The following is a 13,375-nucleotide window of genomic DNA, read 5'->3' on the forward strand; positions in this document are numbered from 1 at the left end:
CAGGGTGTCTATTTGATCCCCGACCGCAGGAAGCTGTTGATGAACTGCCGCTGCCCGATCAGGAACAGGGCGAGCAGCGGCGCCGTGACGATGACCGTACCGGCCGCCATCCGGGGCACGTCCAGGCCCGTCTCCGGGGCCAGGAACCGGACCAGGCCGACGGTCACCGGCCTGGTCTCGTCCGACACGGCGACGATCAGCGGCCAGAGGAAGTTGTTCCACTGGGTGGAGATCGACACCAGCGCGTACGCGACGATGCTCGGCTTGGCGGCCGGGACGAACACCTTCCACAGGATGCCCAGCCGGGAGGTGCCCTCGATCTGCGCCGCCTCCACCAGTTCGTCCGGCACCCCGAGGAACGCCTGGCGCAGGAAGAACACGCAGAACGCGCTGGCCACATAGGGCAGTCCCACCCCGGGCAGGGTGTCCAGCAGGCCGAAGCCGGCGATCGTCCGGTAGTTCTCCGACATCAGGACCTCGGGGAAGATCATGAGCTGGACCAGGACGAAGACGAACAGCGGTCCCCGCAGGGGGAATTCGAACCGGGCGAAGGCGTACGCGGCGAGCACCCCCACCACCAGCTGGGCGGCGGTGATCCCGGTGACCAGCAGCGCGGTGTTGAGGTAGTAGCGGCCGAACGGCGCGGCCTGCCAGGCCGAGGAGAGATCGGCGGTGCCCGACTCGAAGGCGCGGACGAAGACATAGAGCAGCGGGGCGGTCCAGAGCAGGCCGGCCAGCCACGCCAGCGCCGTCTCGACCCGGTCGGGCCAGCTGACGATACGGTCCACCTGGGGCTCCTAGCGGTAGTGGATCCGGCGGTCCAGCAGGCGGATCTGCAGGACGGCCAGGGCGACCAGGACGCCGATCACCAGCAGCGAGATCGCCGCGCCGTACTGCGGCCAGTGCTGGGCGAAGGTGACCCGGTAGATGTAGTAGAGGAGGAGGTTGCTGGAGTTGTCCGGGCCCCCCTGGGTCATCACGAAGACGAAGTCGACCATCTTGATGCTGTCGGCGAGCGCCACGATCGCCGCGAACAGCGTGGTCGGCATCAGCAGCGGGAAGGTCACCCGGCGGAAGTGCGTGAACCGGCCGGTGCCCTCCAGCAGGGAGGCCTCGTCCAGCTCGGGATCGATGGCCTGGAGCCCGGCCAGGTAGAAGATCATGAAGAACCCGGCCTCCTTCCACACCATCATCGCCATCAGGGACGGCAGCACCAGGGCGGTGTCGCCGAGCCAGTCCGGCCCGGTGATCCCGAACCAGCCCAGCACCTCGTTGATCACGCCGATGTTGGGCTGGTAGAAGTACAGCCAGATGACGGCGATCGCGACCACCGGCAGGATCGCCGGGGCGAACACGCCGGCCCGCAGCAGGGCCTTCCCGCGCAGCGCCCGCTGGAGCAGCACGGCGAGCAGCATGGCCAGCGCCAGCGAGACCGGGACGGTCAGCGCCGAGAACAGCAGGTTGTTGACCAGCGCCTTGCGGAAGACCTCGTCCTCGGCGAGGAAGCGGTAGTTGTCCAGGGTGGGCCCCTCGTCCCGGCGGTCCCGCAGGCTGCTGAGGACCGTCGAGACGAGCGGCTTCACCGTGAACAGGACGAGGAAGGCGAACGCGGGCACCAGCAGGGCGTACGCGAACACCTGGTCCGGGAGCCTGCGCGGCGCGGTGCGGGCTTTCACCGGTGGGTCTTCAGGATGGCGTCGATGTCGGACTGGGCCTTGTTCAGGGCCTGCCGCGGGTCGGCGCCCTTGAGCAGCACGGCCTGCAGGGCCGGTGCCAGGGTCTGGTAGACGACCCGGTCGCGGTCGGGCGTGGCCATCTCGGGGATGGCGTCGGCGACCGCGTCGTGCGGGGCCCTGGCCTGCGGGTGCTGCTTGAGGTAGGTCTGCATCGCCTCGGTGTTCCAGGCTGCTTCGGAGGTCGCGATGTAGCCGGACTTGATCGAGACGTCCGCGGCCCGCTCCGGCGTGGTGAGGAACCTGGCCAGGGTGACCGCGGCCTCCTGCTGCTTCCTGGAGACCCCCGCCTCGAACAGCATCAGGCTGCCGCCGCCGGTGGGCGCGCCCTTGCCGGCGCCCGCCGGGAGCGCGGAGACGCCCCAGTCGAACCCGGCCTTCTCCTGGATGGAGCCGATCCGCCCGGAGGTCGTCCACAGCATGCCGGTGGTGCCGGCCAGGAAGTCGTCGGTGGAGGTGCCCCAGGCGACCTCGGTGGTCGGGGCGATCTTCTGGGCGCCGAGCGAGGCCCAGAACTCCAGCGCCTTGACGTTCTGGTCGGAGTTGACGGTGACCTTGGTGCCGGCCCGGTCGCTGAGCGCGCCGTCGCCGCCGGCCTGCTGGACCAGCGCCTGGTAGAGCCAGTAGGCGGTACCGGTCGAAGTCGGGACGAACAGGCCCCACTTGGCGCCGGCCCCGCTCTGGACGGCCTTGGCGTCGGCGATCAGCTCGTCCCAGCTCGTCGGCGGCTTCTCGGGGTCGAGGCCGGCCTTCTTGAAGTAGTCCTTGTTCCAGTACTGGACGATGGTCGAGCGGGCGAACGGGACGCCCCAGACCTGGCCGTCCGCACCGACCGAGTTGGACATGAACTGCGGGTAGAAGCCGTCCTTCCACTTCTTGTCCGCGTCGCTGGTCAGGAAGGGGTTCCAGGCCGTCACGGCCTTGCGCTCGACCAGGTCGTGCATGAAGGACTGGTCCATGATGGCCAGTGCGGGCGCCTTCCTGGCGTCGATCGCGGTGTTGACGGCGGCCAGGGTCTGGTCGTAGTCGCCGGAGTAGACGCCCTTGACCTTGATCTCGGGGTGCTCCTTGGCGAAGTCCTTGAGGTAGCCGTCGATCAGCGCGCTGAGGGTACCGACCTGGTCGGGGTAGTAGAAGTCGATGCTGACGGCGCCGTCCTTGCCGCCGTCACCGCCCGGGCCGCCGGAGGCGGAGGAACAGCCGGCGACCGCGGTGAGCGCGAGCGCCGCGGCGGCGAGCGCCCGGGTGCGGGGAGAGAGGGACACGGGTATCTCCTGATGCTCTGTACAGCCGAGGATCGGTGGAACTGGCGAGGGGAAGACGGGGGTTCAGCGCGGGACGCCGGCCGGCCGGCGGACGTCGAGGCGGGCTCCCGTCCGGCGGTCGAAGAGGTGGCAGGCGGCGTACCGGGCGCCGAGGCGGTCGCCGCCGGGGCGGTGCTCGTCGGCGCGGACCCTGACCTGGACGGTGCGGCCGCCGACCCGGAAGGCGATCAGCCGGTCCGCGCCGAGGAGTTCGTCCCGGATCCGGACGGCCGGCAGGGTCAGCTCGCCCGGGCCCGGCGTCAGGTCCTCCGGGCGGATGCCGAGGACCAGTTCCTCGGGCAGCCCGTCCGGCAGGCCCCTGAGCAGGGCGGCGGCCTCGATCCGGAGGGGACCGTCGGCGGCGGTGCTGTCGACAGCGGTGCCGCCCCCGCCGGGACCGCCGAGCAGCAGCGCGGTGCCGTCCCGGCGGACGTCGAGCAGGTTCATCGGCGGGGAACCGATGAAGGACGCGACCCGGGTGGAGGCCGGGCGGGCGTACAGCTCCTCGGGGGCGGCGATCTGGTCGATGCCGCCGTCCCGCATGACGATCACCCGGTCGGCCATGGTCATCGCCTCGACCTGGTCGTGGGTGACGTACAGGACGGTCAGCCCGAGGCGCTGCTGGAGCTCGCGCAGCTCGGTGCGCATGTCCGCCCGGAGGCGGGCGTCCAGGTTGGACAACGGCTCGTCCATCAGGACGAGTTCGGCCCCGCTGACCAGGGCCCGCCCGAGCGCGACCCGCTGGCGCTGGCCGCCGGAGAGCTGGGCGGGGCGGCGGTTCAGCTGCTCCTCCAGGCGCAGCTGCCGGGCCGCCTCGGCCAGCCGCGCCGTCCGCTCGGCCTTCGGCACCCGGCGGGACCGGAGGCCGAAGAGGATGTTCTCGGCGACCGAGAGGTGCGGGAAGAGCGCGTAGTTCTGGAAGACCATCGCCAGCCCGCGTTCGGCGGCGGGCACCCGGGTGACCGAGCGGCCGCCGATCCTGAGGTCGCCGCCGTCCGCGCGTTCCAGGCCGGCCACGATGCGCAGGGTGGTGGACTTGCCGCAGCCGCTCGGGCCGAGCAGGGCGGCGAACTCGCCGCTGGGCACGGTGAAGTCGATCCCGGTCAGGGCCTGGTGGCGGACTCCCCTGGCACCCTGGTAGGTCTTCGAGATCTGCTCCAGTACCACGTCTGGCATGCCTGCCGGCCTTTCAAGTTCTGTGATTCCGAACATTGATCTGCGTGTCTGAACATGGTGGCGCGCCACCCGGTCGTGGCGGCGGCGCGCCGGTGACCTGCCGATGAAATGCGGATTGCCGCGTGGATCAGCCGGTCTTGGTGTAGTGCTGGAGGTAGAGGAAGATCGACTTCCAGCCGGAGCCGACGTGCACGATGTGCAGCTGGCCGCCCGACGGACCGAGGTCCCAGGCGGCGATGCCCTGCACCTCGTCACCCGGCTCGGCGTCCTGGTGGAACTCGTAGGCGACCTGGCCGGAGACCGGGTCGATCGAGAAGACGGACTTGCCGCTGTCGTCGACCGAGGCGTAGAGCCTGCCCTGCCACATGGCCGCGCCCTGGATCCGGCTCAGCGGCTGGGACAGGGTGACGGTCCTCACCACCGGCAGGGTGCTGCCGGCCGGCAGACCGAGCAGGTCGGACAGGCTGTAGGCGACCAGCCTGTCGGTGCCGTCCGCGGTGTTCTGCGACCACGGCGCGGTGTAGACCAGGCCGGCCGCGGCGTCCACCGCGACCCACGGCACGCCGCCCGGCATCTGCGCGAGCGGCAGCTGGAGGTAGCGGCCGGTGTAGCTGAGGTCGCTCGCGTTGTACAGCGCCAGCACCGGGTGCTGGTAGCCGTTCTTGCCGTCCTCGATCGGCGCGATCACATAGCCGCCGTAGTACTCGAGGTCGCCGATGTGGTCGCTCTTGAACGAGGAGCCGAGCGCCGACGGGATCGGGAAGGTGGAGGAGGCCACCTCGTGGTCGTTGGAGATGGTCGCCTTCACCATCCCGCCCGGGCCCGCGTAGTAGAAGTACGTGCCGTCGGTCGCCACGCCCTGCCCGCGCTCCAGCGCGTTGAATCCGGTCCACCGGTAGTACTGCGACGTCCGCGTCCAACTCGCGGCCTGCGCGGGGGTCGCCGCCGCGACGGCCACGGCCGCCACGAGGGCGGCGCTGATGCTGATCCGGCCCAGCTTCACTGCCACTCACCTCTACTGTTCTCGATTGTTCGGGATAGCAGAACGACGTTCTTTATCGCCAAGAGGATTACAACAGGGGCGTTCCAACAGGGTCAATGGGCGGAAGGTGAACGTCAGATGTCACCGGCCGAGGGGGCGCGGACACGGAAAAGCCCCGGGTGCCGCGCCTCCCCCCGTGAGGAGGCGCGACACCCGGGGCCTTGGGCCGGGCGGGTGCGGTCAGCCGTTGCGGGCCGCTTCGGGGCCGGTGATCCGCCGGAGCAGCGGGAGGGTCGAGGCGATGATCCCGAGCGAGGCGACCAGCCCGAGGACGACCAGGACGAAGTACGTCGTGCCCGGGGAGACCAGGTCGTAGCGCATCTGCGACTTGAGGAACATCGCCGCCGCCCCGAAACCCGTCCCGGTCGCGATCGCGGCCACCACCAGCAGCGGCAGCGCGCTCTCCAGCCCGATCACCCGTTGCAGCAGCCGCAGCGGCGCCCCGGTGAGCCGCAGCATCGCGAACGGCCGCCTGCGGTCGGAGAGACCCGCGACCACGCTCACCGCGAGGCTGCAGCCCGCGATGGGCAGGGTGGCGAGCAGCACCACGTTCGCCAGCTGGCGCCAGCCCGCCATCTGCCGCTGCTGCTCGGAGCCCCAGTCGCCGACCGTCCGGGACATGTAGTGCGGGTAGGCGCGGGTGAGGACGGTCCTGGTCTGCTCCATGGCCGCCGTCGAGCCGTCGGTGGTCGCGTAGATCATCTGGACCGGCAGCCGGCCGAGGGCCTCGGGGGTGATCGGCGCGGCGGGCCACTCCGTGTCGGCCTGCGACCGCAGGTCGAGGAACGCGTACAGCGGGATGGCCGCGGCGCTCGCGCCGGCCGGGCAGTGGCCGACCACCGGAATCCGGGCCAGGTCCGAGCAGAGCACCAGGCCGGGCGCGAAGGGGCGGGGGTCCGCCGGGTCCTTCGCGATCTTGTCCGGGTTGGCGTGCACCACCGCCAGGCCCTTGGCCCCCGGGACGGCCCGGACGTCCGCCAGGACGCGGTCGGGTACGGCGTCCGTCATCGGCGGTTCGTCCAGCATGGCACCGTGCTCCACCGCGGTCCGGGTCAGCGGATCGCCGGCCAGTGAGCCCCGGTTCTCGTTGATGGTGCCGATGATGCAGACGGTCGCGGTGGTGACGAAGAGGGCGAGGACCAGGCCGCTGACCGAGCGGAAGCCCGCCTTGGGGTCGTCCGCGAGCCGCCGGACGGCGATCAGCGTGGCGGGGCGGCTGGTGCGCAGGGCCACGGCCCGGGCGGCGGCCATGGTCAGCCAGGGCCCCGCGACCACCAGGCCCAGCATGACCACCAGGAAGCCGGTGAGGTAGGCCGCCGTCTGCCCGTCGGTGGTATCCGGGCGGCGGTCGACGAACCAGGCGAGTTCGGCGAGGCCGCCCAGCAGCGGGACCAGCCGCCAGGCCCGGGGCGGACGCGGGGTCACCCGGCGGGAGACGCCCAGCGGCGAGATGGTCACCCGGCGCAGCGCGAACCGGGCCGCGACCGCCGCCGCCACCGGGACGCCCAGGACGGTCCCCAGCACCTGGACGGCGGTCAGGGTCAGGTCGCCGGTGAAGAACCGTTCGCCGGTGAACGGCACGGTGGCGACCACCGGGCGCAGCAGGAGGAAGAGCGCGAAGCCGACGGCCGTCCCGGCGACGGCGGCCACCGTGGACTCCACCGCGGAGATCACCGACACCTGCCGGGGGGTGGCGCCGACCAGGCGCATCGCGGCGAACCGCTGCTCACGGGTGGCCGCGGAGAGGCGGGTCGCGGTGCCGATGAAGATGAGCACCGGGAAGATCAGCGCGCCGGCCACGACGGAGAGGATGAGCGTCATGGCGTCGCCCCGGACGCCGCCGCCCGGGCAGTCGTTGTCGCAGGCCGCGGGGAGCGTGGTGGCGATGGTGGTGACGGTCCTGGCCTCGGGCTGGGCCCTGACCTCCTCCGGGGTGCGGCCGATGACGGCGACCAGCGAGTCCGGGGACTGCAGGGCCTCGTCACCGAGGGTGCCGGCCAGCCGGCCGGGGAAGCGGTCGGCCAGCTCGACGGCCGGGGTCTCGCGCAGCAGCTTGGCGAGGGCCGGCGAGGCGTAGTACTCGCCGGGTGCCGGCACCGCGGCCAGGCCCGGCGGGACGGGCGCGGTCGGCCCGGTGGCGGCGACGTCCACCTCGAAGAGCCTGACGCCGTCGTGGTAGTCGGCGTGGGTCCGCCACCAGAGCGGGTCCACCGCCGCCGTCTCGGTGCGGGCGGCCGCCCCGGTGTTGTACCAGAGCACCCGGTCGTTGGCCTTGTCGACGGCGTTGATGCTGGCGAGCGTGGAGAGCAGCATGCCGACGCCGATGGCCACGGCGGCGGCGATGACGATCAGCCGGGCGATGGCCTCCCGGCCGCCGCTGACGGCGAGGCGGAGCGCGAACTCGATCACGAGGCGATCCGTCCGGCCGAGAGCGAGGTGGCCTTCCCGTCCCGGACGATCGCCTCGCGGTCGGCGTAGGCGGCGACCCGGGGCTCGTGGGTGACCAGGATGACGGTGGTGCCCTGTTCGCGGGCGGCGCCGACCATCAGCTCCATCACCTGCTCGCCGGTGAGCGAGTCCAGCGCGCCGGTCGGCTCGTCGGCGAAGAGCACCTGCGGGCGGGCGACCAGGCCGCGGGCGAGCGCGACCCGCTGCGCCTGACCGCCCGACAGCTCGCCGGAGCGGCGCCGCTCCAGGCCGTCCAGGCCGAGCCGGGCGAACCAGGGCCGGGCCTCGGCGAGGGCCGCCGTACGGCGGGTGCCGCCGAGCAGCAGCGGCAGGGCCACGTTCTCCTCGGCCGTCAACTCGGGGACGAGCTGGCCGAACTGGAAGACGAAGCCGAACCGGTCGCGCCGCAGGGCGCTGCGCTGGGCCTCGTTCATGGTGTCGATCCGCTGCCCGTCGAAGTGGACCTCCCCCGCGTCGGGGACGAGGATGCCTGCCAGGCAGTGCAGTAACGTCGACTTGCCGGAGCCGCTCGGGCCCATGATGGCGAGCACCTCGCCGGCGTCGACGGCCAGACCGGCGCCGCGCAGGGCGGGCGTCTCGCCGAAGGCGAGTTCGATGTCGCGGGCCTCGATCAGGTGGGTCATGACCGCACCGCCTCGGCGAGCGCGTCCAGCCGGGCGGTGGTCAGGTCGATCCAGCGCAGGTCGGCCTCCAGGTGGAACAGTCCGTGGTCGGCGAGCAGGGCGTCGACGAGCGCGCCCGTGCGCCGCAGTTCGGTCAGCTCGCGCATCCGCCGCAGGTGGGCGGCGCGCTGGGTGTCGAGGTACAGCTCGGCGTCGCGGCCGAGCATCAGGGCCAGGACGACCTTGGTGAAGAGCACCGTCTGAAGATTGGGCTCGGGCGACACCGGCTCGGTGAGCCAGGTCTCGAACTCCGTCACCCCGGCTTCGGTGATGACGTAGCGCTTGCGGTCGGGACCGTCACCGGGCTCCGCCTCGGCGGGCACGACCTTGCCGTCCCGGGCCAGTCGGCCGAGCGTGGCATAGACCTGGCCGTACGGCAGGGGCTTGCCCCGCCCGAAGAAGGCGTCGTAGTCGCGCTTGAGGTCGTAGCCATGGCTCGGCTCTCGCTCCAGCAGGCCCAGAAGGGTCAAAGGAACACTCATGAGCTGACCATACACCAGACGTATACTTCGAGTGTATAGCTGGCGAGAATAGTCCGCCGAGCTGCTCGAACATCGGTCAGGAGGCGGTCAGGAGGCGGTCAGGGCCGGCTGGGCGCTGACGCACGGGAGCGGCCGGGCCGGGCGGGACATGCGTGAGCAGGGGACGGCCCCACGTCCGTCCCCTGCTCCACACCGCGGCCCGGCGAGCCCCCACAGCAGGCCGGACCTCGCCGCGTCCCGGCAACAAGAGGACGCGGCCGGGACCAGCCTGCCCTGCCGCCCCCTCCCCCGCCGAGGGCCGAACGTCCCTGTCGTCAGGCCGCCGGTCCCGGTACGGGACCGGCCGGTACGGTCCGCTCAGCCCTTGTGCGCGGACCGGGAGCGGAGAGAGATTGGATGCCGAAGCCCGGCGAACACCCCGGAGGAGCACGCATCGTGTCCAGCACACCCCGCCCGACCCGGGCCGCGTCGCTGCCGCGGCGGGCGGGCCGGCACCTGCGACGGGCCCTCGGCGCCCGCCGCGATCCGCCCGTCCGACCGCTGGACCGGTCCCGCAGCCGGGCGTGGGCCGCGGCGCTCCTGGGCCTGCTCCTCGCGCTGTCCGCCGCCGTCGGCGCCGCGCTGCTCTCCTTCCACGCCGCCGACCATGACGCCTCGGCGGACCGCGCCCGGCTGCACCGGGTCGACGCCGTCCTGCTCACCGCGGCCCGGCCCGGCAACGCCGCGAACAGCCGCTGGGCGGGCGGCTACGAGAGCCGGGCCGACGTCACCGTCTCCTGGGCGTACCCCGACGGGCAGCAGCACACCGGCCGGGCCGAGGCGCCCCGCTCCGCCACCGCCGGGTCCACCGTCACCGTCTGGGTGGACGACGACGGCGGACGGGCCGACCCCCCGGCCACCCGGGTCGGCGTCGCGGTCGAGGCGGTCTGCACCGGCCTCTCCGGCTTCGCCGCCCTCGCCGCCGCGCTCGGCGGCGGCCTCGCACTGCGGCTGCGCGCCCTCGACCGGCGGGCCGACCAGGAGTGGCAGCGGTCCTGGGCCCGCCTGGAACCGCTCTGGAGCGGCCGCGGCAGCCGCAGCCCGGGCGGCCCGCAGGAGGGCTGAGCTGCGCCCATGGCCGATTCACCCGCAGCCGCGAGCCGCCACCCCACCCTTGAGCCGCCGGCCGAACCCGTCGACTGGGTCAGGGCGTTCGCGGAGATCTCGCACCGCACGGTGGAGCAGGTCGTCGAGGTCACGTCACCGTCGAACGGTGACACCGGCCGCACGGCCAAACGCCGCCGGCACTCGCAGTACGGGGCACCCGTGTACCTGCTGGTGGACCGCCAGGAACGCGCCTGCACGCTGTTCTCCCAGCCCGGGAAGCTCGGCTACACGCGTGTGGAGGGTCCGCACCCGTTCGGGACTCCCGTGCACCTGCCGGAGCCCTTCGGCCTCAGCCTCGACACCAACGGGTTCTGACGGCGCCCCACGCCTTAGTTGTCCCCGGCGCCCCCCGGGCGGGTCCAGGCCGGGGTGGGCCCGCCGGGGGCGGAGGTGGAGGCGCGGTGGGTGGCGGCGGCGACCGCGATCAGCAGGGTGAGCGCCACGGCCAGCGCGGTGGTGACGGTGGCGTGGAAGACCAGCAGGGCGCCGAGCAGGGCGCCGGCGAACATCCAGACGGCCGAGGCGAGGCGGCGGGCGCCCGCGCGGTCGGCGGCCAGGCCGGTCAGGGTCATGGTCAGCACGGTGGTGGTGAGGTCGGGGACCTTGAGGAAGCGCACGACGGCGTTCTGCAGGCCCATCGCGAAGCCGAGCAGGCCGATCAGGCCGTACCGGGCCGCGTCGGTGGTGTGGCCGGCCACGGCCGCCAGGGCGGTGCTGCCCGCCAGCAGGACCGCCTGGATCACGGCCGAGGCGACGAGCAGCCTTCCCCGGTGACCGGGCAGCCGCTCGCAGAGCCGGCCACCGGCGAACGCGCCCACCAGGAAGGCCGCCAGGGCGGCCAGCGAGGCGGTGGCGGAGAGCCCGGCCGCGCCGGCCAGGGCGAAGCCGAGGAAGACCACGTTCCCGGTCATGTTGGCGACGAAGACATGGCCGAGTTCGAGGTAACTGACCGCGTCCACCAGCCCGGTGACGACGGTGAGCACCAGCAGCATCGGTACCAGCGGGCCGTGGCGGCGGTCGGTCTTCACCCTGTGTCCTCCAGTGGTGCGCTTCGATGATCGCGGGTACTCCGTTCTACGCCCGTCGGCCCGGGATCCCGGTCAGGCGAGCACCGGGCGGGCCCGCAGGTCGGTCGGGGCGAGTCCGGAGGCTCGGCGGCTCAGTGGTTGAGCGCGACCTGGACGATCTTGACGACGACCAGGACCATCGCGACCAGCAGGTAGCCGCGCAGCGCGCCCATGCCGATCCTGTAGGCGGTGGAGACCGTGGGCCGGGCGAGGGTCTCCAGCGGCGGCATCCGCCAGTTCTCCCGCCCGGTGCGGTCGATGCGGTCCTTCTCGGTGCCGGTGCGCCGGCGGACGAAGGAGTACCCGGCGGCCGACACCCCGAGGACGCCGCAGACCGCCATGACGGTGAGGATGGTGTCGGCGCTGATGTCCGGGAAGAGCACGGCCGCGGTCAGGACCACCGAGAGGGTGACCAGGACGCCGACCACCGCCGCCGTGAAGGCGTTGGTCCGGGGCCCGTTGACCCAGGGGCCGAGGACGTCCTTGTCGTTGCAGAGCAGCAGCAGGAAGACCGAGGCGGACGGCAGCAGCACGCCGGCCAGGGTCTGGACGCCCTCGGTGAGCAGACCGAGCGGGGAGCCGGGGATCAGCACGATGGTGGCGGCCACCGTCACCAGGCCCGCGTAGACGGCGTAGAAACCCTTGGCCCCGCCCACGCCCCGGTGCAGCGAGTGCTTCACGCCGAGCACGTCGCCGACCGCGTACGCGGTGGAGAGCGAGACCGCGAAGGCCCCGATGATCGAGGCGTCCAGCAGCGCGATCGCGAAGAGCACCCCGGCGAGTTCGCCCGCCTTCACGGCCAGGCCGTGCGCGATGCCCGCCGCGTCGGTGAACTGCCCGAAGCCGTCGGTGCCCGCGAAGGCCGCGGCGGTGAAGCCCGTCATCGCGGCGGCGCCGACGACCACGACGACGATGCCGATCCACAGGTCGACCTTCTCGTAGGCCATGAAGCGCGGGGTGATCCGCTTGTCGATGACGTACGACTGCTGGAAGAACAGCTGCCAGGGGGCCACCGTGGTCCCGACGATGCCGATGATCAGCAACATCACGGTGGACAACTGCCCGGCGCCGCCCGGCAGGTTCGGCACGACGAGGTCACGGGCCATCCGCGTCGCCGACGGGTGGATCAGGAAGTAGACCGGTACCAGCAGCAGCGAGCCTGCGCACAGGGCGATGGCGATCCGCTCGAAGCGCCGGAACGAGCCGGTGAACGCGGAGGCGATGATGACCGCGGCGGCCAGCACGACGGCCAGGGCCTTGGGCAGTCCGAGGTAGCCGGCCGCGAGCGTGATGCCGATGAACTCGGTGACCAGCGTCAGCGCGTTCAGCAGCAGCAGGTCGATCACCGAGAAGGCGCCCCAGAACCTGCCGAACCGTTCCAGGATCAGCCGGGCGTGGCCCACCCCGGTGACGGCGCCCAGGCGGAGCACCATCTCCTGGTTGACGTAGAGGACGGGGACGAGCAGCAGCAGCGTCCACAGCAGGTGGGTGCCGTAGTTCTGGCCGGCCTGACCGTAGGTGGCGAAGGCGCCGGCGTCGTTGTCGCCGACCATCACGATCAGGCCGGGACCAATGACCGCGAGCAGCGTCCTGAGCCGGGCGGAGAGCCCGTGGCGCGGGGTGTCGTCGTCGAGGCGGATGGTGCCGAGGGCGCCCTTGATGTCGCCCAGGTGGGCGTCGTCCAGTACGGCCGCACGCGGCGTGGGAACCTCGGGGTCGAGCATCACGTTCGTCATGACGTGCCTCCCTGACCCCTTCTCTGCGAGGGGGCCGGTCGGGGGCGCGCAGCAGCGATCCCCCCTGCGGGCGCACGGCACCGCGGCCCGCGGCGGCAAAGGGCCGGGCGGGCATGGCGGCGCGCCGGACGCGCGTCACGGCCGGGCCGGGGGCGGCGGGGCATGACGGTGCGTCAGGAGTACGCGCGGGGGAGGTTGTTACCGCGTGCCGGGGGTGAGCGAAAGCAGGCGGGGGCCGGGGCGACTGTGGCCCGGACTACTACTGTCCATGTCTCTCGCCTCCTCCCGGCCGGCGACGCACCACGGGTGCGCCGGATCGACACGGCAAGGAGCGGGCCGACCCGCCGGGCCGGCACACCCCTACTCGTCAGAGCTTTGGCACTTCACGGCGTAATCCCCTTGGCGGGGAAGCCACTTGGGATCAACCCTTAAGTCGGGAGGATCTGTCCTGAACCTGGGCGTCTCTCGACGTCGTCGGGTCAGTGGCCTGTGTCCGTGAAGACGCCTCACCGAACGAGGTGCCTTCTTCGTCTTCTGTCAAACCTTGAGAAGCATAGC

Annotated in this window: 11 protein-coding genes, 1 pseudogene and 1 riboswitch; of the genes and pseudogenes, 2 read left to right on the plus strand and 10 right to left on the minus strand. The window is 72.3% G+C overall.

Features of this window, described 5'->3' with window-relative positions:
* Positions 1–8 precede the first annotated feature (8 nt).
* The 8 genes from ACIQIB_RS07590 to ACIQIB_RS07625 all read right to left on the minus strand — a co-directional run bounded on the left by ACIQIB_RS07590 (position 9) and on the right by ACIQIB_RS07625 (position 8,868).
* Positions 9–788: a carbohydrate ABC transporter permease gene (locus tag ACIQIB_RS07590; RefSeq protein ID WP_363605071.1), complete on the minus strand. Its 780-nt coding sequence runs from the start codon at positions 786–788 to the stop codon at positions 9–11.
* A gap of 9 nt (positions 789–797) precedes the next feature.
* The gene (locus ACIQIB_RS07595; protein WP_400757201.1) at positions 798–1,676 is read right to left on the minus strand and encodes a carbohydrate ABC transporter permease; all 879 of its coding nucleotides are present in this window, start codon (positions 1,674–1,676) and stop codon (positions 798–800) included.
* Positions 1,673–2,998, minus strand: a complete 1,326-nt coding sequence (locus tag ACIQIB_RS07600; protein WP_400650596.1) for an ABC transporter substrate-binding protein — start codon at positions 2,996–2,998, stop codon at positions 1,673–1,675. Before ACIQIB_RS07600 ends, ACIQIB_RS07595 begins: the two co-directional genes overlap by 4 nt.
* Before the next feature lie 63 nt (positions 2,999–3,061).
* Positions 3,062–4,213, minus strand: coding sequence for an ATP-binding cassette domain-containing protein (locus tag ACIQIB_RS07605; protein WP_363605074.1), 1,152 nt, complete (start codon positions 4,211–4,213; stop codon positions 3,062–3,064).
* 127 nt (positions 4,214–4,340) lie between these two features.
* On the minus strand, positions 4,341–5,222 hold the full coding sequence (locus ACIQIB_RS07610) for a hypothetical protein (protein WP_400757203.1): 882 nt from the start codon (positions 5,220–5,222) through the stop codon (positions 4,341–4,343).
* A 213-nt stretch (positions 5,223–5,435) separates the two neighbouring features.
* Positions 5,436–7,664, minus strand: a complete 2,229-nt coding sequence (locus ACIQIB_RS07615; RefSeq protein WP_400757205.1) for an FtsX-like permease family protein — start codon at positions 7,662–7,664, stop codon at positions 5,436–5,438.
* The gene (locus ACIQIB_RS07620; RefSeq protein WP_400757206.1) at positions 7,661–8,347 is read right to left on the minus strand and encodes an ABC transporter ATP-binding protein; all 687 of its coding nucleotides are present in this window, start codon (positions 8,345–8,347) and stop codon (positions 7,661–7,663) included. The genes ACIQIB_RS07615 and ACIQIB_RS07620 overlap by 4 nt, the downstream gene beginning before the upstream one ends.
* Positions 8,344–8,868: a PadR family transcriptional regulator gene (locus ACIQIB_RS07625; protein WP_363605080.1), complete on the minus strand. Its 525-nt coding sequence runs from the start codon at positions 8,866–8,868 to the stop codon at positions 8,344–8,346. The genes ACIQIB_RS07620 and ACIQIB_RS07625 overlap by 4 nt, the downstream gene beginning before the upstream one ends.
* Positions 8,869–9,303: 435 nt before the next feature.
* Between ACIQIB_RS07625 and ACIQIB_RS07630 the strand changes: the two genes are divergently transcribed.
* Both ACIQIB_RS07630 and ACIQIB_RS07635 read left to right on the plus strand, forming a co-directional pair.
* Positions 9,304–9,972, plus strand: coding sequence for a hypothetical protein (locus ACIQIB_RS07630; protein WP_400757208.1), 669 nt, complete (start codon positions 9,304–9,306; stop codon positions 9,970–9,972).
* A 117-nt stretch (positions 9,973–10,089) separates the two neighbouring features.
* A pseudogene (locus ACIQIB_RS07635) lies at positions 10,090–10,329 on the plus strand (Uma2 family endonuclease); the annotation flags it as partial.
* Between the two features lie 14 nt (positions 10,330–10,343).
* Here ACIQIB_RS07635 and ACIQIB_RS07640 read toward each other — a convergent pair.
* Positions 10,344–11,006 carry a YoaK family protein gene (locus tag ACIQIB_RS07640; protein ID WP_400757235.1) on the minus strand — a complete coding sequence of 221 codons (663 nt, stop codon included), beginning with the start codon at positions 11,004–11,006 and terminating at the stop codon, positions 10,344–10,346.
* Between the two features lie 167 nt (positions 11,007–11,173).
* Positions 11,174–12,817 (minus strand): NRAMP family divalent metal transporter, encoded by a 1,644-nt coding sequence (locus ACIQIB_RS07645; protein ID WP_400757210.1) that lies wholly within the window; start codon positions 12,815–12,817, stop codon positions 11,174–11,176.
* 351 nt (positions 12,818–13,168) lie between these two features.
* A riboswitch (M-box (ykoK) riboswitch) is annotated at positions 13,169–13,342 on the minus strand.
* Positions 13,343–13,375: the final 33 nt, after the last annotated feature.

Source organism: Kitasatospora sp. NPDC092286 (genome assembly GCF_044755565.1).
Classification (GTDB): domain Bacteria; phylum Actinomycetota; class Actinomycetes; order Streptomycetales; family Streptomycetaceae; genus Kitasatospora.

Excerpts from the sequence above, each read along its gene's own strand:
- ACIQIB_RS07605 (WP_363605074.1), bottom strand. The coding sequence starts at position 4,213 with ATGCCAGACGTGGTACTGGAGCAGATCTCGAAGACCTACCAGGGTGCC.
- ACIQIB_RS07620 (WP_400757206.1), bottom strand. The coding sequence starts at position 8,347 with ATGACCCACCTGATCGAGGCCCGCGACATCGAACTCGCCTTCGGCGAG.
- ACIQIB_RS07625 (WP_363605080.1), bottom strand. The coding sequence starts at position 8,868 with ATGAGTGTTCCTTTGACCCTTCTGGGCCTGCTGGAGCGAGAGCCGAGC.
- ACIQIB_RS07640 (WP_400757235.1), bottom strand. The coding sequence starts at position 11,006 with ATGCTGCTGGTGCTCACCGTCGTCACCGGGCTGGTGGACGCGGTCAGT.
- ACIQIB_RS07645 (WP_400757210.1), bottom strand. The coding sequence starts at position 12,817 with ATGACGAACGTGATGCTCGACCCCGAGGTTCCCACGCCGCGTGCGGCC.